Source organism: Bacillus sp. MC1252 (assembly GCF_056838025.1).
The window spans coordinates 2,340,780-2,361,341 of the sequence record NZ_CM166369.1 but is presented as its reverse complement, the minus strand read 5'-3'; the positions used below and the strand labels follow the sequence as shown (position 1 = coordinate 2,361,341).

At 41.7% G+C, this 20,562-nt stretch carries 23 protein-coding genes; 20 read left to right on the top strand and 3 right to left on the bottom strand.

Annotated elements, in window-relative coordinates; all coding sequences use genetic code 11:
- Positions 1-46: 46 nt before the first annotated feature.
- The 12 genes from ACYH0L_RS12155 (at position 47) to ACYH0L_RS12100 (ending at position 10,148) form a co-directional block, all read left to right on the top strand.
- The gene (locus ACYH0L_RS12155) at positions 47-1,090 is read left to right on the top strand and encodes a 2,3-butanediol dehydrogenase (protein WP_099727720.1); all 1,044 of its coding nucleotides are present in this window, start codon (positions 47-49) and stop codon (positions 1,088-1,090) included.
- A gap of 122 nt (positions 1,091-1,212) precedes the next feature.
- A complete protein-coding gene (locus ACYH0L_RS12150; protein WP_099727804.1) occupies positions 1,213-2,043 on the top strand; it encodes a manganese catalase in 831 nt (276 codons plus the stop codon).
- Positions 2,044-2,325: 282 nt separating this feature from the next.
- Complete coding sequence (locus ACYH0L_RS12145) at positions 2,326-3,489, top strand: acyl-CoA dehydrogenase family protein (RefSeq protein ID WP_099727719.1); 1,164 nt, start codon at positions 2,326-2,328, stop codon at positions 3,487-3,489.
- 124 nt (positions 3,490-3,613) lie between these two features.
- Entirely contained in the window at positions 3,614-4,402 is a 789-nt protein-coding gene (gene blaBPU / locus ACYH0L_RS12140; protein WP_099727718.1) for a BPU family class D beta-lactamase, read from the top strand.
- Between the two features lie 111 nt (positions 4,403-4,513).
- The gene (locus ACYH0L_RS12135; protein ID WP_099727717.1) at positions 4,514-5,137 is read left to right on the top strand and encodes a hypothetical protein; all 624 of its coding nucleotides are present in this window, start codon (positions 4,514-4,516) and stop codon (positions 5,135-5,137) included.
- Positions 5,138-5,222: 85 nt separating this feature from the next.
- Positions 5,223-5,693 carry a hypothetical protein gene (locus ACYH0L_RS12130; protein WP_099727716.1) on the top strand — a complete coding sequence of 157 codons (471 nt, stop codon included), beginning with the start codon at positions 5,223-5,225 and terminating at the stop codon, positions 5,691-5,693.
- A gap of 191 nt (positions 5,694-5,884) precedes the next feature.
- Positions 5,885-6,232 carry a YxiJ family protein gene (locus ACYH0L_RS12125; protein ID WP_099727715.1) on the top strand — a complete coding sequence of 116 codons (348 nt, stop codon included), beginning with the start codon at positions 5,885-5,887 and terminating at the stop codon, positions 6,230-6,232.
- A 248-nt stretch (positions 6,233-6,480) separates the two neighbouring features.
- The gene (locus tag ACYH0L_RS12120) at positions 6,481-7,350 is read left to right on the top strand and encodes an alpha/beta hydrolase (RefSeq protein WP_099727714.1); all 870 of its coding nucleotides are present in this window, start codon (positions 6,481-6,483) and stop codon (positions 7,348-7,350) included.
- A 75-nt stretch (positions 7,351-7,425) separates the two neighbouring features.
- Entirely contained in the window at positions 7,426-7,782 is a 357-nt protein-coding gene (gene hxlR / locus ACYH0L_RS12115; RefSeq protein WP_029708013.1) for a transcriptional activator HxlR, read from the top strand.
- Positions 7,783-8,085: 303 nt separating this feature from the next.
- On the top strand, positions 8,086-8,718 hold the full coding sequence (gene hxlA, locus ACYH0L_RS12110; RefSeq protein WP_099727713.1) for a 3-hexulose-6-phosphate synthase: 633 nt from the start codon (positions 8,086-8,088) through the stop codon (positions 8,716-8,718).
- Positions 8,715-9,272: a 6-phospho-3-hexuloisomerase gene (gene hxlB / locus ACYH0L_RS12105; protein WP_099727712.1), complete on the top strand. Its 558-nt coding sequence runs from the start codon at positions 8,715-8,717 to the stop codon at positions 9,270-9,272. The genes hxlA and hxlB overlap by 4 nt, the downstream gene beginning before the upstream one ends.
- 150 nt (positions 9,273-9,422) lie before the next feature.
- Positions 9,423-10,148: a DsbA family oxidoreductase gene (locus ACYH0L_RS12100; RefSeq protein WP_099727711.1), complete on the top strand. Its 726-nt coding sequence runs from the start codon at positions 9,423-9,425 to the stop codon at positions 10,146-10,148.
- A 35-nt stretch (positions 10,149-10,183) separates the two neighbouring features.
- Here ACYH0L_RS12100 and ACYH0L_RS12095 read toward each other — a convergent pair whose 3' ends face one another.
- Complete coding sequence (locus tag ACYH0L_RS12095) at positions 10,184-11,284, bottom strand: GntR family transcriptional regulator (RefSeq protein WP_099727710.1); 1,101 nt, start codon at positions 11,282-11,284, stop codon at positions 10,184-10,186.
- A gap of 273 nt (positions 11,285-11,557) precedes the next feature.
- Here ACYH0L_RS12095 and ACYH0L_RS12090 point away from each other — a divergent pair, with 273 nt between their 5' ends.
- From ACYH0L_RS12090 to ACYH0L_RS12075, 4 genes are all read left to right on the top strand, one after another.
- On the top strand, positions 11,558-13,183 hold the full coding sequence (locus tag ACYH0L_RS12090; RefSeq protein WP_230030427.1) for a xylulokinase: 1,626 nt from the start codon (positions 11,558-11,560) through the stop codon (positions 13,181-13,183).
- A complete protein-coding gene (locus tag ACYH0L_RS12085; RefSeq protein ID WP_099727708.1) occupies positions 13,177-13,881 on the top strand; it encodes an L-ribulose-5-phosphate 4-epimerase in 705 nt (234 codons plus the stop codon). The genes ACYH0L_RS12090 and ACYH0L_RS12085 overlap by 7 nt, the downstream gene beginning before the upstream one ends.
- Positions 13,882-13,898: 17 nt before the next feature.
- Positions 13,899-15,320, top strand: coding sequence for an L-arabinose isomerase (araA, locus tag ACYH0L_RS12080; RefSeq protein ID WP_099727707.1), 1,422 nt, complete (start codon positions 13,899-13,901; stop codon positions 15,318-15,320).
- Between the two features lie 84 nt (positions 15,321-15,404).
- Positions 15,405-16,745 carry a sugar porter family MFS transporter gene (locus tag ACYH0L_RS12075; RefSeq protein ID WP_099727706.1) on the top strand — a complete coding sequence of 447 codons (1,341 nt, stop codon included), beginning with the start codon at positions 15,405-15,407 and terminating at the stop codon, positions 16,743-16,745.
- Between the two features lie 36 nt (positions 16,746-16,781).
- On the opposite strand, the gene ACYH0L_RS12070 is transcribed toward ACYH0L_RS12075, so the two are convergent.
- Together ACYH0L_RS12070 and ACYH0L_RS12065 are read right to left on the bottom strand one after the other, a co-directional pair.
- Positions 16,782-16,994 (bottom strand): hypothetical protein, encoded by a 213-nt coding sequence (locus ACYH0L_RS12070; RefSeq protein WP_099727705.1) that lies wholly within the window; start codon positions 16,992-16,994, stop codon positions 16,782-16,784.
- Positions 16,995-17,029: 35 nt separating this feature from the next.
- A complete protein-coding gene (locus ACYH0L_RS12065) occupies positions 17,030-17,344 on the bottom strand; it encodes a hypothetical protein (RefSeq protein ID WP_099727704.1) in 315 nt (104 codons plus the stop codon).
- 177 nt (positions 17,345-17,521) lie between these two features.
- Between ACYH0L_RS12065 and ACYH0L_RS12060 the strand changes: the two genes are divergently transcribed.
- The 4 genes from ACYH0L_RS12060 to ACYH0L_RS12045 all read left to right on the top strand — a co-directional run bounded on the left by ACYH0L_RS12060 (position 17,522) and on the right by ACYH0L_RS12045 (position 20,548).
- On the top strand, positions 17,522-17,815 hold the full coding sequence (locus tag ACYH0L_RS12060) for a spore coat protein (protein ID WP_099727703.1): 294 nt from the start codon (positions 17,522-17,524) through the stop codon (positions 17,813-17,815).
- Positions 17,816-18,191: 376 nt separating this feature from the next.
- Positions 18,192-18,284 (top strand): GNAT family N-acetyltransferase, encoded by a 93-nt coding sequence (locus ACYH0L_RS12055; RefSeq protein ID WP_249705038.1) that lies wholly within the window; start codon positions 18,192-18,194, stop codon positions 18,282-18,284.
- 153 nt (positions 18,285-18,437) lie between these two features.
- Positions 18,438-18,977: a delta-aminolevulinic acid dehydratase gene (locus tag ACYH0L_RS12050; protein ID WP_256499679.1), complete on the top strand. Its 540-nt coding sequence runs from the start codon at positions 18,438-18,440 to the stop codon at positions 18,975-18,977.
- 158 nt (positions 18,978-19,135) lie between these two features.
- Positions 19,136-20,548, top strand: coding sequence for a polysaccharide deacetylase family protein (locus tag ACYH0L_RS12045; RefSeq protein WP_482354073.1), 1,413 nt, complete (start codon positions 19,136-19,138; stop codon positions 20,546-20,548).
- Positions 20,549-20,562 lie beyond the last annotated feature (14 nt).

The following is a 20,562-nucleotide window of genomic DNA, read 5'->3' as shown; positions in this document are numbered from 1 at the left end:
TTATTTAAGTAAGTTAATTAAATTGATGAAAAAAGGAGACTTACAAATGAAAGCACTACGCTGGCACGATCAAAAGGACATTCGACTAGAGGAAATTGACGAACCAACAGTTGCTCCAGGAAAAGTGAAACTAAAAGTAAAATGGTGCGGCATTTGTGGTAGTGATTTACATGAATATCTAGGAGGACCTATCTTCATTCCAGTGAATGAGCCTCATCCACTGACAAAAGAAAAGGCACCCGTTACACTGGGACATGAATTTTCTGGTGAGGTTGTTGAGGTAGGAGAAGGTGTGAGCCATTACAAAGTAGGCGATCGAGTGGTTGTAGAACCTATTTTCGCGACTCACGGGCATCAAGGTGCTTATAACTTAGATGAAAACATGGGCTTTTTAGGACTTGCCGGAGGCGGCGGTGGATTCTCTGAATATGTATCAGTCGATGAAGAATTACTTCATTTATTACCAGACGAAATATCATATGAGCAAGGCGCTCTTGTAGAGCCTTCTGCAGTTGCTTTATATGCTGTTCGTTCTAGTAAAGTACAAGCTGGAGATACAGCGGCTGTGTTTGGCTGCGGACCAATTGGCTTACTTGTCATTGAAGCTTTAAAAGCAGCTGGCGCTACAGATATTTACGCAGTTGAATTATCAAAAGAACGCCAAGAAAAAGCAAAAGAGCTTGGAGCGATCATTGTTGATCCTTCTCAGTATGAAGATGTTGTACAAGAAATCGCACGCCGTACAAACGGCGGGGTCGATGTTTCTTTTGAAGTGACAGGTGTACCTGTTGTATTGAAGCAAGCAATCCAATCAACTAGAATTTCAGGTGAAACTGTCATTGTAAGCATTTGGGAAAAAGGCGCAGAGATTCTGCCGAATGACATTGTCATTAAAGAACGTACAGTCAAAGGAATTATCGGCTACAGAGACGTATTCCCATCTGTATTAAACTTAATGAGAAAAGGCTATTTCTCCGCAGATACACTCGTCACGAAAAAAATCAAGCTGGACGATGTGATCGAGGATGGCTTCCATGCATTAATCAATGAAAAAGATCAAGTGAAAATTTTAGTCAGTGCTGAATCATAAGACACCGAAGGGAATGGCATAAGCTATTCCCTTTTTTTATATGATCTGTCCGTTTTCATAAAGAGGGGTACATTTGAATAGTGATAATTGAAAAGATGTTTTTAAATAAGGGAGATGACATCATGTTTTATCACATCAAAGAACTGCAATATGAAGCAAAGCCCTCTAAGCCTGATCCACTTTATGCGAAAAAATTGCAAGAGGTATTAGGCGGTCAATATGGAGAGATCAGCGTGATGATGCAATATTTATTTCAAGGCTTTAATTGCCGAGCGGATCAAAAATATAGAGACTTATTGTTTGACATTGGAACAGAGGAAATTGGTCATGTCGAGATGCTGGCGACGATGATTGCACGATTACTTGATAAAGCACCGGTCAAAGAACAAGAACAGGCGTATCAAAGTGATCCAGCACTTGCAGCTGTCATGGGGGGAATGAACCCTCAACATGCAATTGTTGCAGGCTTAGGAGCAATGGCAGCGGATAGTCAAGGATATCCGTGGAATGCAAAATATATCATTGCAAGCGGAAATTTAATGGCTGATTTCCGGGCGAATTTGAATGCAGAGTCACAAGGGAGACTTCAGGTTACAAGGCTATATGAAATGACCGATGACCGCGGGGTTAAGGATATGCTCTCCTTTCTCATTGCTCGTGATACATATCATCAAAATATGTGGATTGCGGCAATTAAAGAATTAGAGGAAAGAGAAGGCGATGTTGTTGTACCAACGACCTTCCCGCGCTCACTAGAAAAACAGCAAGTATCCTATGATCTGTTTAACTTCTCAAGAGGGGAAGAAAGCAAGGAAGGCAGATGGGCACATGGCCGAAGCATGGATGGAAAGGGAGAGTTCAGATATATTTCTGCACCTGTCGTGTTCGGCTCTGCACCAAAACTGAAACCGGCACCAAAGGAACTGTTTAACACACCGAAAAAAAGTGAGTAAATGAATGAGAAAAGTCGATCAGGTGCTCGTGCCTGTTCGACTTTTTTATCGTCAAAGAGATCTTCCGCACGCTCAATCGTTTTTTCTAAGATAGCAAAAGCGAGTATGCGTCTGCCATCTTTGAAGGGTTAGTAGCTGCGATGATAGGAGGAGCACGTTCTTTTGACATATGTACTGACTATTGATAAAATTTAACGCATTAAATCCTATAAGTAAAGTGTGTTTTATTGATGTAAAAATAAGCATGTCATAGATAGAGAGAAACAGAGGAGATGGAATGTTTTGTCTAAAGCATTATTTGTTGATACAGACTTTCAAAAAACATGGCTCAATCAATTGGAATCACTTCGTCAATCGATAGAACAAACTGCAAAAGAACACGATGAAGGTGCTCATTTCCCCAAAAAGAATATCGAAGCCTTAGTGGAAATGGGGTATACGGCCTTGTCTCTGCCTGTTGAATATGGAGGCGGAGGTCAATCTGTGACGGATATGGTTCTATTTCAAGAGACGCTCGGCAGCATGGATGGAGCGACTGCCTTATCGATCGGCTGGCACCAAGGGGTTGTAGGCGAAATTTATGAAAAGAAACAATGGAGTGAAAAGCAGCTGCAATTTTTTGCTGAAGAAGTGAAGAAGGGTGCCCTTGTCAACCGGGCTGTGAGTGAGACGCAGACAGGCAGTCCAACAAGAGGGGGCAAACCCGGGACAACAGCAACTAAATCAGGTGATCAATGGGTGATCAATGGACGCAAAATTTTCACAACGATGTCACCAGCGCTCACATACTTTTTAGTTGGTGTGTGGATCGAAGAAAAAGAAGCGCTCGGCTTCTTTTTAATTCATCGTGATACAAAAGGTGTTTCTATAGAAGAAACGTGGGATGTTGTTGGCATGAGAGGAACAGAAAGCCATGATTTGATTTTGGATCAGGTTGAAGTCTCAGATGACATGCTCGTTGAAGTACAAAAGGGGCCTCGAGGCGGTACGTTAAATCCTTGGATCGCTCATATCCCTTCCTGCTATTTAGGGATTGCGCAAGCGGCAAGAGACTATGCTGTTCAGTATGCCATCACACATTCACCGAACAGCATCAGCGGAACCATTAGTGATCTGCCAAATGTTCAAACTCTCATTGGCGAAATCGATTTACTGTTAAAACAAGCGCGTCACGTCATTTATTCAACGACTAAATTGTATGAGCAGCCAGAGAAAAGAGCGCTTTTATCCAATGAGTTCGGCGCTGTGAAGCATATAGTCGTCAATCATAGTCTGCAAATTGTCGATAAAGCCATGCGGTTAGTCGGCGCAAAAAGCTTAAGCCTTGGTTGCCCGCTTCAGCGTTACTATCGAGACATTCGTGCTGGACTTCATAACCCGCCAATGGACGATATGACGATTTCCAAAATCGCGAAGCAGGCCATTGAAGAGAAAAAAGAAAGCTAATATGATCAGAAAGCCGGATGAAACCGGCTTTTTTTATTTGGTAGAAAAGAGGACAAGCGTACCTTATGTCTCATCGCCCAACATGCTACAATCAATATAAATCATGGGAAAAGGAGCGATTTTTTTGAAGAAAAATCATATAAAATGGCTGTTTTGCACTATCATGCTGTTAGCATTTTGTATCGGCCAGCCTTCATCAAGTGAGGGAACATCTCCAGCGTGGTCAGTAGATGAATTCATGAAAGACCGGGAAGGCACATTTGTGATTCAAGAGGTAAAAGAAAAATCGCCATGGGTATATAACAAAAAAAGAGCGAACAAGCGCTTTGCCCCACAATCAACATTTAAAGTGGCAAATGCCCTCATCGGCCTCCAAACAGGCGCGGTGAGAGATGAATATGACATCAAATATTGGGACGGAATAAAAAGAGAAATTGATAACTGGAATAAGGATCATACACTGGGCTCTGGCATGAGAGATTCAGTCGTCTGGTACTATCAAGCCATGGCACGTGACATCGGAGAAGAACGCATGAATCATTGGGTGAAAGCCATTCATTATGGGAATGAAGACATATCTGGCGGAATCGATCAATTTTGGTTAAGCAGTTCGTTGCGCATTTCTCCAGTAGAACAAGTCCATTTTCTCAAACAGCTATATGAAGAAAGGCTCCCATTTGACCTATCTGTCATGAGAACGGTCAAACGAATGATGATACAAGAAGAAGAGAAATATGCCACCCTATACGGAAAAACAGGATCTGGCTCAGGCATCGGCTGGTATGTAGGCTTTATCAAACATGAAAACAAAACCTACATCTTCGCCACAAATATCGAAGGCACCGGACTAGAAGCAAAAGAAATCACCTATCGTATATTGAAAAAATATCATTTGATTGAAGCATCCGTTTAGGGTGCTTTTTTATATAAAAAAGGGGATATATTGATAAGTTGATGATATATGGGTTAGTTTTAGGAAAATTAAAGTGAAATCACATGAGTGTTGTAGAAAGGGGGCTTTTGCTTGAACCAGTCTGAGCACTTATTTGTTCGCTCAGAAAAAGAATACAGGTTCTATCAGGATTTAGTGGATCATGTATTTGATCAAAATAAAAGGCTGCCACAACAAGTCTTCCGTAAGAATTTTGATTGTTTTTTGTTTCAAGAGTTTGAGTGGGCATTAAGTGATGATATTTTACCTACAATCAAGGATTTATTAAATTCAACAAGTGATAGAGAATTTTTGACCGCAGTCCTTAAGCCAGATCCAGTTGATTACTATTTGAAGGAGTTTGGTTATTACAATTGGCTGAAAGCGAGTGTGAGCATTTCAGGTGAGGATTATGTAAATGCACTATGGACGAACCCAAAAGGTTCTATAGCTGATAATATAATTACGAACTCAAACATTGTGGTTTGGTTATCCCGTTCTTTGCAGTGGGCGATTTGGGCAGATAGAGATATGGAAATTTGTATAATAGGTATGGTATCAAAAAAAGATTGTCCCCAAAATATTTTATTAGAAGAAGGATGGAAGCCACTGGATCACCCTGTTTTAGCAAATTGGTTAGAACTGTTATTTAATCAAGAGAAATTATCTAATGGATATTTCTCTCAATTTCAATCTAATTATTCCGACTTAGAGTGAAGATTTTTACTGAAGAAGGTAACACATATTTATGGGAATTTACACTATTTTTAAAATTTATCATTTCATGAGATGGAGAAAGTATATGAGAATCGTATTAGCTGAAGATTTATTTCAAGCAAATGAATTAATAAAGAAAATCAATTTAAACGTAGAAGAGTATAACTGGGTCATAAGCGATGTGACACTCACAATGCTTCATGATCGACAAAATCAATTCCATTCAGAAGTAATGCCGGATTATACGGATTTTTTATTTCTAAAGGGTGAACATTTCAAAAAATTCTTAAAAGACTATTGTTATTCATTTATATTCGCTGTTTTGACCGCATTGCCTCGTCATGTACATCATTTGAATATCAACTCAATACCTCAAATTGAAGATAATGAACAATATTGGAACGTAAATTATACACCCGTTATTCCTCAAGCTGTGTTTGAAATCGGTTTTTTTGATTCGACAGATATTATTTTTACAGGAGATCAGAAAATCTTAAGTGAATTTCGAAAAAAAGCGGACTTTATTTCATTTGAAGAATATTTACAAACTCCGTGACATGATTCGTTAGGAGATTGAATGAGATGTTTAGTAGTTTAGAAAGATGGGGCGAATGTAGCTACCATCCTCATGAGATATGGCACTTGAACAATGAACTACTTGAAGAATTTGATGTAAATGCAAATTTTCTATTTAACATAAAAGTCTAGATGAGAATTTAAAAACAATGAGAGAAAGGGGAAAGATCCATGAAGTTCAGCCAAGATAAACAAGGCTTAATCAATGATTTGAAGCAGCGCTATCAATACTTATTTCATTCCGCTTATCCAGATGATATCGCCTCTTTTGAGGAAGAAACCAGAATGTACTCCGGAGATTTTTATATGTTTTTCACACTTGTGACAGGCAGCTTAAGTTATGTGATCGATAATAAACGAATACCAAAAAAACAGTTAAACGTGCTACGTCAGTCATTTGAAGAGCAATATCCACAAATCAAAACATATCAACATATCCTTGAATCGTATCCTTTATTACATTCCTATATCCAGTACCATGAAGAAACAAGAAAACGAATCATTGCATTTATACAATAATTCTCTTGGAGGACAAACAATGACATGGTTTTTAGATGAAAAAATCCAGAAGCAATTCCCTGATTTCGATATCAACCATCTAAAGCAAATCAATGAATTTCACTACTTTAAGGAGTATAATGAATATGACGACTTGACCAATTGTTTTGCTCGTGCACATCCCATATGAATTTAGTATCGAATGAATCTTGCTAGTTTCCCTACATATCTGCTACTCATACTTCCCCATCCCAACATAGAAAGGTGCAATGACATTGAATCGAATCTTGAAATGGCTCTTATTTGCGGCGGTCATCGCTGGCTTATTGGTTTGCGCATTCTTTGTGTTCCGTTTAAACCAGCCTAAGCCGACGACAAACATCCATTATGCAGACACACAAAACAAACAGCAAACACTCGATATGTATATGCCGAAGGGCAAAGATGAAGACAAAAAGAAGAAGCATCCAGTGATGATCTATCTCCATGGCGGCGGATGGACAGGCGGCGATAAGAATAGAGTCGCTTCAAAGGCTGATTATTTTACAGGTCAAGGGTATGTGTTTGTTTCAATGAATTACAGGCTTCACCCTAATGCCAACTATGAGCAGATGGCAGATGATACGGCAAACGCTATTAAATGGGTCAAGGATCATGCGGATGAATATCAAATCGATTCATCAAAAATTAATGTCATGGGTCACTCAGCGGGCGGTCATTTGACGGCATTGGTTGCCACAGATTCGACCTACTTAAAACGTGTGGGGCTGTCGCCAAAAACGATCAATTCCATCGTGATTTTAGATGGTCCTTTAAACCTCAATCAATTTATACAAGCCATTCCATCGTATAAAAAAGTATTTGGCAAACAAGAGAAGAACTGGACAAAGGCATCACCTGTCACTTATATGAATCAAGCGAATGTACCGCCTGTTTTTTTGGTCACAGGCTGGGAAAATCCAGAGGTGTACCGATTTGCTGAAAAACTGAATCATGATAAAGGCGCTCGGTTTGTTTTTCGGGTTCATTCGCTGAGCCACAGTGACTTGAATAAATGGTTTGGATCAGACAGGGCGCCAAAAGAAGCGCAAGATATGACAAGAACTGTAATGGCTTTTGTCAAAAAACAAAATCAATAACGAAGACCGTATGCTAGGCATTCCTTTTGCCGCAGTATATGATAATGCGTAAATGGTTTGTAATCAAAGGAGTGTATGTTGTTGTCATCACGTATGGAAAATAAAGTGTTCAATTGCGAAAAAGAGCTGACGCTGAATATTATCGGCGGTAAGTGGAAAATGCTGATTTTATGGCACCTTGGCAGAGAAGGGACAAAACGATTTGGTGAGCTAAAGTCGTTAATGCCTGGGATTACGCAAAGAATGCTTGTCAATCAGCTAAGAGAATTAGAGGAAGATCACATTGTGCATCGGGAGGTTTATCCTGTCGTTCCTCCAAAGGTTGAGTATTCTCTCACAGAACTAGGAGAAAGCTTAATGCCGATTTTAGAGGCGATGTATGATTGGGGAAAACAATATCTCGACAGCAATTTTTTAAAGGATGATAAATAGAAATACCTACGATAGACAAAGGGCTAAAATGAACTTTATTTTAGCCCTTTGTCTTCTTTTCAGCGTGATAGAAAACCTTTGCAGTCTAGGAAGGACGAGTACTGGAGCGGAGCGAATGTGACAGCTGAGATACTGGCCGAAAGACAGTATCTTTTTTGTAACCATATGCAAAAAAGTATAGTATGTAAAAAAAAAGTGCGTACTTGGATTGCTTCAATCCTGTTGTTATACTCATTTCATCGTTCAAGAAGCACCATCCGCGGAGCTCTTGAAGATGAGATGAAAAAACGGGAGTGAAAGTTGATGAAATTACAATTAGCATTAGATTTAGTGAATATACCGGAAGCGATTGAGCTGATCAAAGAAGTAGAAGCATCCATTGATGTGGTCGAAATTGGGACACCTGTTGTGATCAATGAAGGCTTGCGTGCTGTAAAAGAAGTCAAACAGGCGTTTCCGAATTTACGTGTACTCGCTGACCTGAAAATCATGGATGCTGCCGGTTATGAAGTGCAGCAGGCATCCGAAGCTGGAGCGGATATCGTCACCATTCTTGCAGCGGCAGAAGATATGTCCATTCAAGGAGCGGTGAAAGAAGCGAAAGCAAGAGGCAAAGAAATTTTAGTCGATATGATTGGCATTAAAGATATCGCAGGCCGTGCAAAAGAGCTGGATGAGCTTGGAGTAGATTATATTTGTGTGCACACAGGCTATGACCTGCAAGCGGTTGGTCAAAACTCATTTGCTGACCTCATGACCATTAAACAAGTCGTCAAACAGGCGAAAACAGCGATTGCAGGCGGTATTAAGCTTGATACTTTATCTGAAGTCGTGAAATTAAACCCTGATTTGATCATTGTCGGCGGCGGTATCGCAAGCCAGGACAATAAAGCAGAAGTGGCTGCACAAATGAAGCAGTTGATCTGGCAATCATGAACACAAGTGACTATGTGAAAGCCATTTTGAGTGAGCTTTCTGAGTCCTCGTCAGCCATTCAAGACGAACAAGCAGATCGGCTTGTCACAAGCATTTTAGCTGCACGAAAGGTCTTTGTGGCAGGGGCAGGCAGGTCCGGTTTGATGGGGAAATCATTTGCCATGAGACTCACTCATATTGGCATCCGTGCCTATGTCATCGGCGAAACGAATACGCCTTCCTTTACAAAAGAGGATCTCTTGATTGTCGGAACTGGCTCTGGTCGAACAGAGACATTGCTTGTGCTCACAAAAAAGGCAAGGGCGATTGGCGGAAGAGTTGCGTCTTTCACGCTTTCAGCTGAATCACCGATGGCTGATCTATCCGATGAAGTCATCTTACTCTCAGGTGCGCCGAAGGATCAACATGAAGGAAGCCATCATACCATTCAGCCGATGGGCTCGCTATTTGAGCAATCGTTGCTTCTGATGTACGATGCGGTCATTTTGCGGTTAATGGAAATGAAAGAGCTCGACACACATACAATGTACGGACACCATGCAAATTTAGAATAGTGACTTTTAAAGCCTTTCCTCTATTAGAAGGAAAGGCGTTTTTCTTATAAATGTAGAACAAAATGAATGTGGCTTGACATAAGTGATTTAATGTAACTATAATAGTTACATCTTTAAAGAAAAAACGTAAGCAGTGGAAGGAAGATGAAGATGAAAGTACAAATATGGTCAGATATCGCCTGTCCTTTTTGTTATATAGGAAAAAAACAGCTAGAAACAGCGCTTGAGCAATTTCCGCAGAAGGAACAGATAGAAGTAGAGTTTAAAAGTTTTGAGCTCGATCCACATGCACCTGTTGAAGTCGATTATGATGTACATGATATGCTCGTCAAAAAATATGGAATGAGCCGCAGCCAGGCAATGGCGATGAATGAGCAGGTGAAGCAAGCCGGCAAGGAGAAAGGAATCGATTTTCAATTTGATCCGCTCGTTTTAACAAACACATTTGATGCCCATCGATTGGCGCAATATGCTGGTCAAATGGGAAAAGGCGATCTCGTGATGGGAGAGCTGTTTCAAGCGTATTTTACAGATGGAAAGCATGTGGGTGATCGTAAAACCCTTTTAGATATAGCAGAAAAAGCAGGTCTTGATCAAAAAGAAGTCCAGAAAGTCTTAGATGAGCAAACGTTTGCTGATGATGTACGAAAAGACGAAAAAGAAGCGAGACAGCTCGGAATTTCTGCTGTTCCTTTTTTCTTAATAAATGACAAATATTCGGTTGCAGGTGCACAGCCAGCCGATACCTTCCTTCGTGCACTTGAAACGGCTTGGACAGAAGAAGCAGCTCAAGCTGAGAAAGCTGATGACCCTTCATTTGAAGCAGCATGTGCAGATGGTGTGTGTGCCGTGCCTTCTCTAAAAAAAGAAGACTAAATCTATAAAAAATGAGCCTTCTTGAAGGATAGGGCTCATTTTTTTCTTGCCTTCATTTGTTTGATCGTTTCACCAGGAACGAGTTCAGGCTCATAAAAGGTTTGATCAGGCAGATTCTTTTTTTCTTGTACTTTTTTAATCATCCAGTCTGCTGCATCTCGGCCCATTTGCTCCTGAGGATGTGTCAGTGTTGTCAGCTTCACATGGGCATTTTTTTGAGCAATGTACGAATTATCCTGTCCAATAATCGAGAGATCACCAGGAATGGATAGCCCGATTTCGCTGCATACATTAGCCACTTCTAACCCAACCTCATCGTTATAGCAAACGAGGGCGGTCAGCTCATGCTGGTGCGCGATTAAGAATGTTTTGATATGATCCCCCAAATGCTGCTTCGATTCTGTATCGAAAAAGAGCACATGCTCAGGCAGGAAATTCAGCTTGGCTTCTCCAAGTGCCTGAATATAACCTTTCATCCGGTATTTCCCCTGTAAATCATCTGTCTTTGAAATCAGCCCGATTTGCTTATGTCCAGACGTGATCAGCTCTTTTGTGGCTAGATAGCTGGACTTGACATCATCCAAACAGAGAAAAGGAACCTCTAACTGCTCATAATAGGCATTGATCATAATGAGCGGTACATCCTGTTCTTTAAAAGATAGGTAGTACGAGATGTTCGGATTATATAAATTACTTTTCGTCGGCTCGACAATGAGTCCGTCCACACCAAAGGACAGCATCATTTCTAGCGCTTTTTTCTCCTGTTCTACATCATTATTCGTACTCGCCAGTAACAAAGAATAGTTCTCTTCGTTTAATCGGCTTTCAATGCCTCGAATGATGGAAGGGAAAATGTAATCGGATATGTATGTCGTGATAACCCCAATCGTTTTCATATGCGCATGTCCGGCAGGCTTTGTTTGATATTGATTGGTCACAAATGTGCCTGAACCCTTCTCACTTCGCAAAAATCCTTCGCTCGACAATTCTAAGATGGCCTTTCGAACCGTATGCCTGCTCACTTGATACATCTCCTGCAGGCTTGATTCAGTTGGAATACGTTCCCCGATCCGGTAATCCCCTGTAAGTATTTTGCTTTTTATATCATCGATAATGATCTGGTACTTCTTTTTCATCGTTTCACTTCTTTCTCAGTTGATCATCTACTCGGATTGAGAAGAAATTGTATGGACATATTTTAACATGGTTGTCGAATCAAAAACAGGCGCTTTCCCTTTCTGTCGTCTCAGCTTTAGAAAAGTGCAGGTTTTTGTCACGTTGTGTATGTACAACTATATTTAATATTGACATATGTACGTACAAATATTATATTGTGAATGTGCACAGAGAATCAATGAATCTAGAAAATTAAAATTGAAACCGCTATCAACAATGGAGGTGAACGCAGAATGAATCATGAAGAGACGATCAAAGCCTTAAAAGAAGGACGGACATCTTTAGGGATTGAATTTGGTTCAACACGAATTAAAGCCATTTTAATAGATGAAGCGTTTCAGCCAATTGCCCAAGGGACATTTGAATGGGAAAGTTCTCTCCAGGAAGGAATTTGGACGTACAACTTAATCGATATCATTACAGGTCTTCAAGTAGCGTACCGAGAGATGAAAGAGCAAGTCGAGCAAAGGTATGGCGTGACCATTCAAACCATTGGCTCAATTGGGGTATCAGCGATGATGCATGGCTATGTGGCATGTGATCATACAGGAGAGGTCCTCGTTCCGTTCCGCACATGGCGGAATGCAACAACCATTGAGGCGAGTCAAAAACTGACGGATGTCTTCCAATTTCATATTCCAGAAAGATGGAGCATTGCCCATTTGTATCAAGCCATATTAGAAGAGGAAAAACATCTTTCCCGCTTAGAATATATGACCACCCTATCAGGTTACATTCACTGGCTGTTAACAGGAAAGCAGGCCATTGGCATTGGGGATGCGTCAGGCATGTTTCCAATCGATGAACAAACGAAGGATTACAATGAAGTAATGCTCCATCAATTTGAAGACTTGATCGCAGAAAAAGGCTATCCGTGGAATCTACGTCACCTTCTGCCACGTGTTTATTTAGCAGGCGAGGAGGCTGGCATGTTAACGGTAGCAGGAGCAGCTATTTTAGATCAAGGCAAACATTTGCAGCCAGGTATTCCATTTTGCCCGCCAGAAGGCGATGCGGGAACGGGGATGGTGGCGACAAACAGCGTGGAAAGGCGAACAGGAAATATTTCAGTTGGGACCTCTGTTTTTGCCATGATTGTGTTAGAGCAGCATCTGACAGGTGTGTATCCAGAAGTGGATATGGTCACGACACCAGACGGACTGCCAGTAGCAATGGTTCATGCGAATAACTGTACAAGTGACCTAAACGCTTGGATGAATATATTTCGTGAAGCATTTGAAGCAATGGGCCAGCCAGTGGAGTCAGAAAGGTTATACGGAGTCTTATTACAGCAAGCCTTAGAAGCAGACCGTGATGGCGGCGGACTCTTAAGCTACGGCTATTATTCTGGTGAAAATATTACAAGATTGCCAGAAGGAAGGCCTCTTTTTGTCAGGGCCGCTGAAAGCCGCTTTAACCTCGCTAATTTCATGCGTACCCACCTTTTCTCTGCATTTGGTGCAATGAAAATAGGGATGGACCGCTTAAAAGAACATGAGCATGTTGTGATTGATCGTTTACTAGGACATGGTGGTTTATTTAAAACACCGCTCGTTGGTCAAAAAATGGTTGCTGCTGCGCTTGATACACCTGTATCAGTCGTTTCAACAGCCGGAGAAGGCGGTGCGTTTGGGATGGCTGTCCTTGCTTCATATATGGTCAATCATCAGCAGCAAACGTTGGCTGATTTTCTAACACATCAAGTGTTTGCAAGCACAACAGAAGAGCTGGTCGAGCCCGATCCGCTCGATGTCAAAGGCTTTGAGGAATTTTTAAAGCGCTATCAAGGGGGACTCCCGATTGAAGAAGCCGCAGTAGCACATCTGACGCCAAAGAAAGGAGTGACAACGGTATGTTAGAGCGGTTAAAAGAAGAAGTGTTTCACGCGAATTTAGATCTGCCAAAATACGGACTTGTGAAATTTACATGGGGCAATGTCAGTGCGTGCGATCGTGACAGCGGTTTGTTTGTCATTAAGCCGAGCGGCATAGAGTATGACCAACTATCAGCGGAAGACATGGTCGTTGTCGACTTTGACGGGCAAGTAGTGGAAGGGGAGTTCAGTCCTTCTTCAGATACAGCCACACATGCTGTTCTTTACAAACACTATGAGGAAATTGGCGGTATTTCACATAGCCATTCCATGTGGGCAACCGTATGGGCGCAAGCTGGTCTCGATTTACCAGCAATGGGCACGACTCACGCGGATACATTTTACGGCCCTGTTCCGTGCGCTCGATTTCTCACAGAAGAAGAAGTAAATCGCGGATATGAGGTGGAAACGGGCCGGCTGATCATTGAAACATTTGAGAAAAGAAAGATAGATGTGATGGCGGTACCTGGTGTTTTGCTTCAAGGTCATGGTCCATTTACATGGGGGAAAGATGCAAAAAGTGCGGTAACGAACAGTGTGGTTTTAGACGAAGTAGCCAAAATGAATCTGTTTGCAAAGCAATTGAACGAATATGCGGAGCCTCTTCCGCAGCGAATTTTGGATAAACACTACTTAAGAAAACATGGTGCGCATGCGTATTATGGACAAAAACCTTCAAGATAAAGAAAAGAGGGATTTCTATGTTAACAAGTCAGAAAAAAGAATGTTGGTTTGTCGTCGGGTCACAGCACTTATATGGAGATGAAGCACTGCAGCAAGTAAAGGCAGATGCACAGAAGATAACGGATGCCTTAAATGAGAGCGGTTTACTACCTTATCCAATTATATTGCAGGAGCTGGCTGTCAGCGCGGATCAAATCACACAGCTGATGAAAGAGATCAACTATCGTGATGAGGTGATCGGTGTGATGACTTGGATGCACACATTTTCTCCAGCAAAAATGTGGATACGCGGTACGTCTCTTTTGCAAAAGCCTCTCCTGCATCTCGTCACTCAATATTATGAAAAGATTCCATGGGACACGATTGATATGGACTATATGAATCTCCATCAATCTGCACATGGAGACAGAGAGTATGGCTATATCAATGCACGCTTAAATAAACAGAACCAAATTGTCGCCGGTCATTGGTCTAAACCAGAGGTGAAGCAGCAAATCGCTGATTGGATGGACGTCGCTGCTGCCTACCAAGAGAGCTTTCACATCAAAGTGGCTCGGTTTGGTGACAATATGCGCCATGTTGCTGTGACAGAAGGAGATAAAATTGAAGCTCAGATCCAACTAGGCTGGACTGTTGATTACTTTGGGATAGGTGATCTCGTCGAATATGTAAACAGAGTGGAAGAAGCAGAAGTGGATGCACTATTTGCTGATTATTTGACGCAATATGACGTTCATTATGGGAGTTATTCGGTTGAAGAATGGGAAAGAAGTGTAAAGGTGCAAGCGCGCTATGAAATCGCCATCAAACGTTTCTTAGATGAAGGCGGCTACAATGCCTTTACGACAAACTTTGAGGATTTACATGGCATGAAGCAGCTGCCTGGACTTGCGGTTCAGCGGCTGATGGCAAAGGGATATGGCTTTGCTGGTGAAGGCGATTGGAAAACTGCCGCACTGGACCGTTTATTAAAGGTGATGAGTCATCATCAAGCAACTGGTTTTATGGAGGACTACACGTATGAAATGACCTCTGGGCAGGAAGCGGTGCTGCAATCTCATATGTTAGAAGTAGATCCAGCACTTGCAAATACGAAACCCGTCATTGTCGTGTCTCCACTTGGCATTGGAAATCGGGAAGATCCAGCGCGTCTTGTGTTTGATGGAAAAGCAGGGGAGGGCGTTGTTGTCTCCATCGCTGATTTTGGAACGCATTTCAAATGGCTGATTCAAGAAGTTGAGGCCTTTGAACCGCAGGAAGCAGCACCTCATTTACCAGTTGCCCGTGTGCTCTGGAAAATCAAGCCGAACTTTCAGGACGGAGTCAAAGCATGGATCGAACAAGGCGGCGGTCATCATACAGTCGTGTCTCTCAATTTAACGGTTGATCAAATTGTTCATTTTGCAAAGCTTGTGAATGCAGAATATGTGGTTTTATAAATGAAGGGTGAAATAGATTCTGCTGTTTACAGTAGAATCATTGGGTGAAATGAAAGCGGTTTATTAAGTGAGGGGGTTATCCACTTGGAGAAAAAAGTGTCAAGTAAATTTATCTTCTTTTTCGGGTCCTTTGCAGGAATCTTATTCGGATATGATATTGGCATTATTGCAGGGGCGGAAGGACATATTCAGGAAGAATTTCAGCTCAGTCCATTATGGCTTGGGATCGTCGTCTCTTCATTAATGGGCGGGGCAATCATTGGTTCGATTTTAAGCGGTCTTATGGGGGATAAGTTCGGCCGCAGAAAGCTCATTTTGGTCTCATCGATCATCTTTTTTGTCGGAGCTATCGGATCAGCTATCGCACCAGAAGAGATTTCATTAACCATTGCTCGTATCTTTTTAGGGACAGCAGTAGGAACAGCCTCATCTTTGGTGCCGGCTTACATGTCTGAAATCGCTCCTGCTAAAATCCGCGGGAAATTGTCTGGGCTCAATCAGCTCATGATTGTGAGCGGACTATTGCTCAGCTATATTGTCGCGTTTGTGTTTGAGCCCATCCCAGACAGCTGGCGTTGGATGCTGGGAAGTGCCGCTTTATTTGCCATCGTGCTTTATATTGGCATGCTCAAACTTCCTGAATCTCCGAGATATTTAATTAAACACGGAATGGCTCATAAAGCACGGGAAGTATTAGGGTCACTGCGCTCTTCCCGTGAAGAAATCGAAGCAGAAATGCAGGAAATTTTAGAAGTCGCAAAAGAAGAACGCTCAGGTATTCGTCAATTGTTCCAAAAGAAATTCCGAATGGCACTCTTCATTGGGGTTGGGATGGCCACCCTTCAGCAAATACAGGGGGCCAACTCCATTGTGTATTATGCAACGAGTATCGCTAGAAATGTCGGTCTTGCTCCGCAGGTCGCAGCGGGTTTTACAGTCATCGTTGGTGTCATTTTCGTTGTGACAACTGTTATCTTTTTGCAATTTGTCGATCGGTTTGACCGCCGAACGATCCTTACAGTAGGGGGAACAGGAATGGCACTTTCCTTCTTTGCACCAGCGGCATTAGGTGCACTCGGAGTCAGTGAAGGGATTTTAAACTGGGTCACATTGATTTCACTTTGCTGCTTTATTTTGTGCTATGCCTTCTCTTGGGCGCCGATCACTTGGATCATCATCGGCGAAATCTTTCCGCTCTCTGTCAGGGGCATTGGAGCAGGTATTTCATCTGCCTTTAACTGGACGGGGTCGTTAGCAGTCGGACTCGTTTTCCCCATCTTGGCTGATCAATTCAGCTTTGGGGTCATCTTCTCTTCATTTGGGGTTATCTGCTTAATCGGACTATTGTTCACCCGCTTTGTTTTAGTCGAAACAAAAGGAAGAAGCTTAGAGCAAATCGAAACCGATATGGCGGCACGTGTATAAAGAAAACCATCTATCCCACGTGGATAGATGGTTTTCTTACTCAAGCGTATTTTTAAGATCATCTGGCAGTAAATCAATTAATTGATCATAGGAAGACAAATCCAGAACTTCAAGCAGCGCATAATATTTCGCATAGATTTCACTCAGCTGATCAGGATGATTCGTTTCATATTGATTCAAATGCAATTGAGTGAGTTCAAGGGCAATGTCTAGCTTGTTACGTTCGATGGTTTGTGTCGGATTGATCATATGGTTCACCTCTTATTTCATGATGAGTGGAAAGGTCATGGCGCAGTTCCGCAGCTGACCTCATATTCTTTTTCTTCTACCTTTTTTGAATAGCAGACGGAAGGCGTCATCCCTGTTTCACTTTTCCAAGCATGCCAATACACATCATAAAGCTGGCCATCCTGAGGATCTACATGATTCTTTTTTTGCAAAATGGCAAAGTAGCTTTGATAAGGATAGCCTTCTTGATAAATAGCCTGCCGGATGGCTCCTTTTTCAGTCGCATTTGTAAAAATGATAGGTGACAGCAGTGGAAGAGTGATGATGACGAGTAATGTAATGAACAAAAAGAGCTTATGTTTTGTTTTCATCGATGTCCTTTCTTTACAGATATCATTTGTATGATATGTTAAATTTACCCTTTTGTAAAGAAAGAGAAAACTAGATGGATGGTGGATTTTTTAAAAATAGACAAGCATCTAGTCACGAAAGACGCCTCTTGCATACGATAGAGTGTAAGTGAAAGACAACTTGAAGGGGGTTTTAAGATGAGCCGGAATAGATTAGATGATTTTTTCTTTGGGCCTCGCAGAGGAAACCAAGGAGGAGATGAAACGGTTGTTTTCCCCACACGTCAAATTGTCAACACGACAACGAATGAACAAACCATCAGAAAAATTCATCCAACGCATATCACAAACGTCAATAAAAACATCAAGAGAATTGAAAACTACTATCCTGTCACGCAATCTACTCAAAACGAGTATATTGTGGAAGAATACGATTGCGGCAGGGATATCAAGAACCCTTGCTGCCGTCCGGTAAAACGCTGTAAGTGGTAATGTGATGTTGAGGAGGAATAGGGGCATCCTTTTATGGGATGCCTTTTTATTTTTATGAGTAAAATTTTGATCAAAAGTTATTTTTAAGATAAAATTGGAAGTATCAATCATTCTTTTGGAGACGGTTTTCTGAATATTCGATTGTTAACATCAGGTGATGCTCGAGAATATGCAGCCTTGAGATTAGAAGCACTCGATTAAACCCAGAGGGCTTTGCTATGAGCTATGAAGAAGAGAAAATAGATAGAAAGAACAAATACACGGCGCATTTTTCTTCGGCGCAATCTATGTAGACATTTGGCGCCTTTCATCAAGGTCAGCTGGCGGGCTCAGTGAAACCTTGCAGAAATGAAAGCACCGCGCAAATGTGACAGCCATGCATGTAACGGTTGCTGGCCGCGGACAAGGAATAGGCAAGGCCCTGATGACGAAAGCTCTGTCCTTCGCACGAGAAAGAAAGGACTCATAGTGGTGACAACCAATCTCCTGTACAGGTCCGTTGGATTTGAGTCGTATGCTGTAGAAGAAAAAGCTTTAAATATGAATGATACATATGCAGATGAGGAAAAAATGGTTTTATTCTTATCATCGTTTGGAGGAGATAAAAGTGAAACAACAGGCCATGTGCATCACATTAGCAGCAGGACCAAATAGTGAGTTAGAATCTTTTGCCCTGCGTGCAGCATTTGAGAACTTTGGTGCTAAAGTCGATATGCATTGGATAGGCAGACCCAATGATCTGATTGATGTGTTATCTGGGAGAAATAGAAGGGAGACGGACTACCTTCTTTTATCTTTTCACGGGGACGAAGGAGCGTTTCTCATGCCGGAGTTAGGGGAAGATGTATACGAAGATGGGGAGCCTAGAGGTGCAACTTTTGGAGCGGATGAAATCAAGCGGTATGCTTCCTTAAAAGGGGTTCACGTCATATCAACCGGCTGCACACTAGGTGAGAAAAAACTTGCAGAAGCCTTTTTAGAAGCAGGTGCATTGTCCTATACAGCCCCTGATGATTACATTGATGGAGATGCGGCATTTATCTTTGTACTGACAATGCTGTATGAGCTCATGAACAACACGAAGACGGTTAGAGCGGCTTTTGATCGAGCGAGCTCTATTGATGAAGAAACGAAATTATTTCAACTATATATGCAAAAATAATCAAAGGGCTGAGAGATCAAGCCCTTTTTTTCATCCTTTCTTAATTGTGACGAAAATGTGACAATTGTGTTTTTGGCAAACTAAAAAGGAGTGACGCAAAGTCTATCCTACAAACACACGTCATCCAGGCATGGCGGCATCACGAGAGGAGAATCATTGTGTCAATTAAAGGGAAGGTCAGTCTCGTCCTATGCGGACTTGCGATCGTCATCGGTATCGCTGCGTTTTATCATAACCAGCAGGCAAGCGGGACAGAGAAGAAGAAAATAGAACCAGATGCGAGCTATAAAGAAGTTGAAATTGTCACCCTCGTGAATGACGGGAGATACATGCGATATGCTGTCAACTATCCAGTGTTTCATCAAAAAAAGCTAGATCAAGAGATGAAAAGATTTGCAGAAACAGTGCTGGACAGGTTCAAAACATCATTTAGCGAAGCAAGTGATGTCGATGAAGAGAATCGCTACGAATTAAACATAGATTACGAGATCACTCATTATGCCAAGCAAACCGTTGCGGTCAAATTCAATACATTTGAATTGAAAGGCGGAGTAAAAGGTGCACATCAAACGAAGATGTTCAACTTTGATTTCAAGAAACAGCAATTTTTATCGATAGATGATCTATTTTTATCAAAAAAAGAAAGTCTGCAAAAACTGTCTCATATGACATTTGAGGAGTTAAAAAAAGATCGCTCTCTTGCTGAAAATCAGCATTTGCTCAAACAAGGAACGTCTCCAGCGGCGAAGCATTATCAGCATTTTGCTATCAAGGATCATTATATCGAATTCTACTTTCCAGCTGGACAAATTGCATCAGATAAGCAAGGCCCTCAAGTGTTAGCGATTAAGAAAACACTTCTTAAAGGAATGTTAAAGCCTGAATACATCAATAAAGAAAAGAACAAAAATGAGAAAAAAGAGCCGATTCCAAAAAGAAAGATCGTGAAACTGCCAAAACAGTCAACATTCAATCCAAGCCAAAAAGCCATTGCACTCACATTTGATGATGGGCCAAATCCATCAACGACCTCAAAAATTTTAACAGCCTTAAAAGAAAACAAAGGACATGCGACATTTTTTGTATTAGGGAGCAGGGTGCAGTATTATCCAGATATGCTGAATGAAATCCGAAAGGGTGGAAATGAAATCGGAAATCATTCCTATAACCACCCTTTACTCACAAGACTGCCATTAAAACAAGCCATCAAACAAGTAGAAGAGACGCAGCAAATCATTGAAAAAGCAGGCGGGTTCACACCGACTCACTTTAGACCGCCATATGGTGGAACAAATCAGCAAATCAACGAGGCTGTTCACATGAAAGTCACCCTTTGGGATGTAGATCCTGAAGACTGGAAATATCGAAACAGTCAGTACGTCGCCAACTACATTCTAGCGCATGCGTCTAGCGGAGAAACCGTCTTAATGCACGACATCTATGACACCTCAGCAAACGCAGCTGTCACGATTATCAAAGAATTGACCAAACAAGGGTATCAATTATTGACAGTGTCGGAGCTTGAAGAGTGGAAGGAAGAGCGTGCGAAGAAAGGTGAATTGAATATGTAATGATGATGCGAATC

Excerpts from the sequence above, each read along its gene's own strand:
- ACYH0L_RS12090 (WP_230030427.1), top strand. The coding sequence starts at position 11,558 with ATGAATCATGAAGAGACGATCAAAGCCTTAAAAGAAGGACGGACATCT.
- ACYH0L_RS12065 (WP_099727704.1), bottom strand. The coding sequence starts at position 17,344 with ATGAAAACAAAACATAAGCTCTTTTTGTTCATTACATTACTCGTCATC.
- ACYH0L_RS12055 (WP_249705038.1), top strand. The coding sequence starts at position 18,192 with ATGCATGTAACGGTTGCTGGCCGCGGACAAGGAATAGGCAAGGCCCTG.
- ACYH0L_RS12155 (WP_099727720.1), top strand. The coding sequence starts at position 47 with ATGAAAGCACTACGCTGGCACGATCAAAAGGACATTCGACTAGAGGAA.
- hxlR (WP_029708013.1), top strand. The coding sequence starts at position 7,426 with ATGTTGTTGTCATCACGTATGGAAAATAAAGTGTTCAATTGCGAAAAA.
- ACYH0L_RS12150 (WP_099727804.1), top strand. The coding sequence starts at position 1,213 with ATGTTTTATCACATCAAAGAACTGCAATATGAAGCAAAGCCCTCTAAG.
- ACYH0L_RS12050 (WP_256499679.1), top strand. The coding sequence starts at position 18,438 with ATGTGCATCACATTAGCAGCAGGACCAAATAGTGAGTTAGAATCTTTT.
- ACYH0L_RS12085 (WP_099727708.1), top strand. The coding sequence starts at position 13,177 with ATGTTAGAGCGGTTAAAAGAAGAAGTGTTTCACGCGAATTTAGATCTG.
- hxlB (WP_099727712.1), top strand. The coding sequence starts at position 8,715 with ATGAACACAAGTGACTATGTGAAAGCCATTTTGAGTGAGCTTTCTGAG.
- ACYH0L_RS12060 (WP_099727703.1), top strand. The coding sequence starts at position 17,522 with ATGAGCCGGAATAGATTAGATGATTTTTTCTTTGGGCCTCGCAGAGGA.
- hxlA (WP_099727713.1), top strand. The coding sequence starts at position 8,086 with ATGAAATTACAATTAGCATTAGATTTAGTGAATATACCGGAAGCGATT.
- ACYH0L_RS12095 (WP_099727710.1), bottom strand. The coding sequence starts at position 11,284 with ATGAAAAAGAAGTACCAGATCATTATCGATGATATAAAAAGCAAAATA.
- araA (WP_099727707.1), top strand. The coding sequence starts at position 13,899 with ATGTTAACAAGTCAGAAAAAAGAATGTTGGTTTGTCGTCGGGTCACAG.
- ACYH0L_RS12100 (WP_099727711.1), top strand. The coding sequence starts at position 9,423 with ATGAAAGTACAAATATGGTCAGATATCGCCTGTCCTTTTTGTTATATA.
- ACYH0L_RS12130 (WP_099727716.1), top strand. The coding sequence starts at position 5,223 with ATGAGAATCGTATTAGCTGAAGATTTATTTCAAGCAAATGAATTAATA.
- ACYH0L_RS12125 (WP_099727715.1), top strand. The coding sequence starts at position 5,885 with ATGAAGTTCAGCCAAGATAAACAAGGCTTAATCAATGATTTGAAGCAG.
- ACYH0L_RS12120 (WP_099727714.1), top strand. The coding sequence starts at position 6,481 with ATGACATTGAATCGAATCTTGAAATGGCTCTTATTTGCGGCGGTCATC.
- ACYH0L_RS12070 (WP_099727705.1), bottom strand. The coding sequence starts at position 16,994 with ATGATCAATCCGACACAAACCATCGAACGTAACAAGCTAGACATTGCC.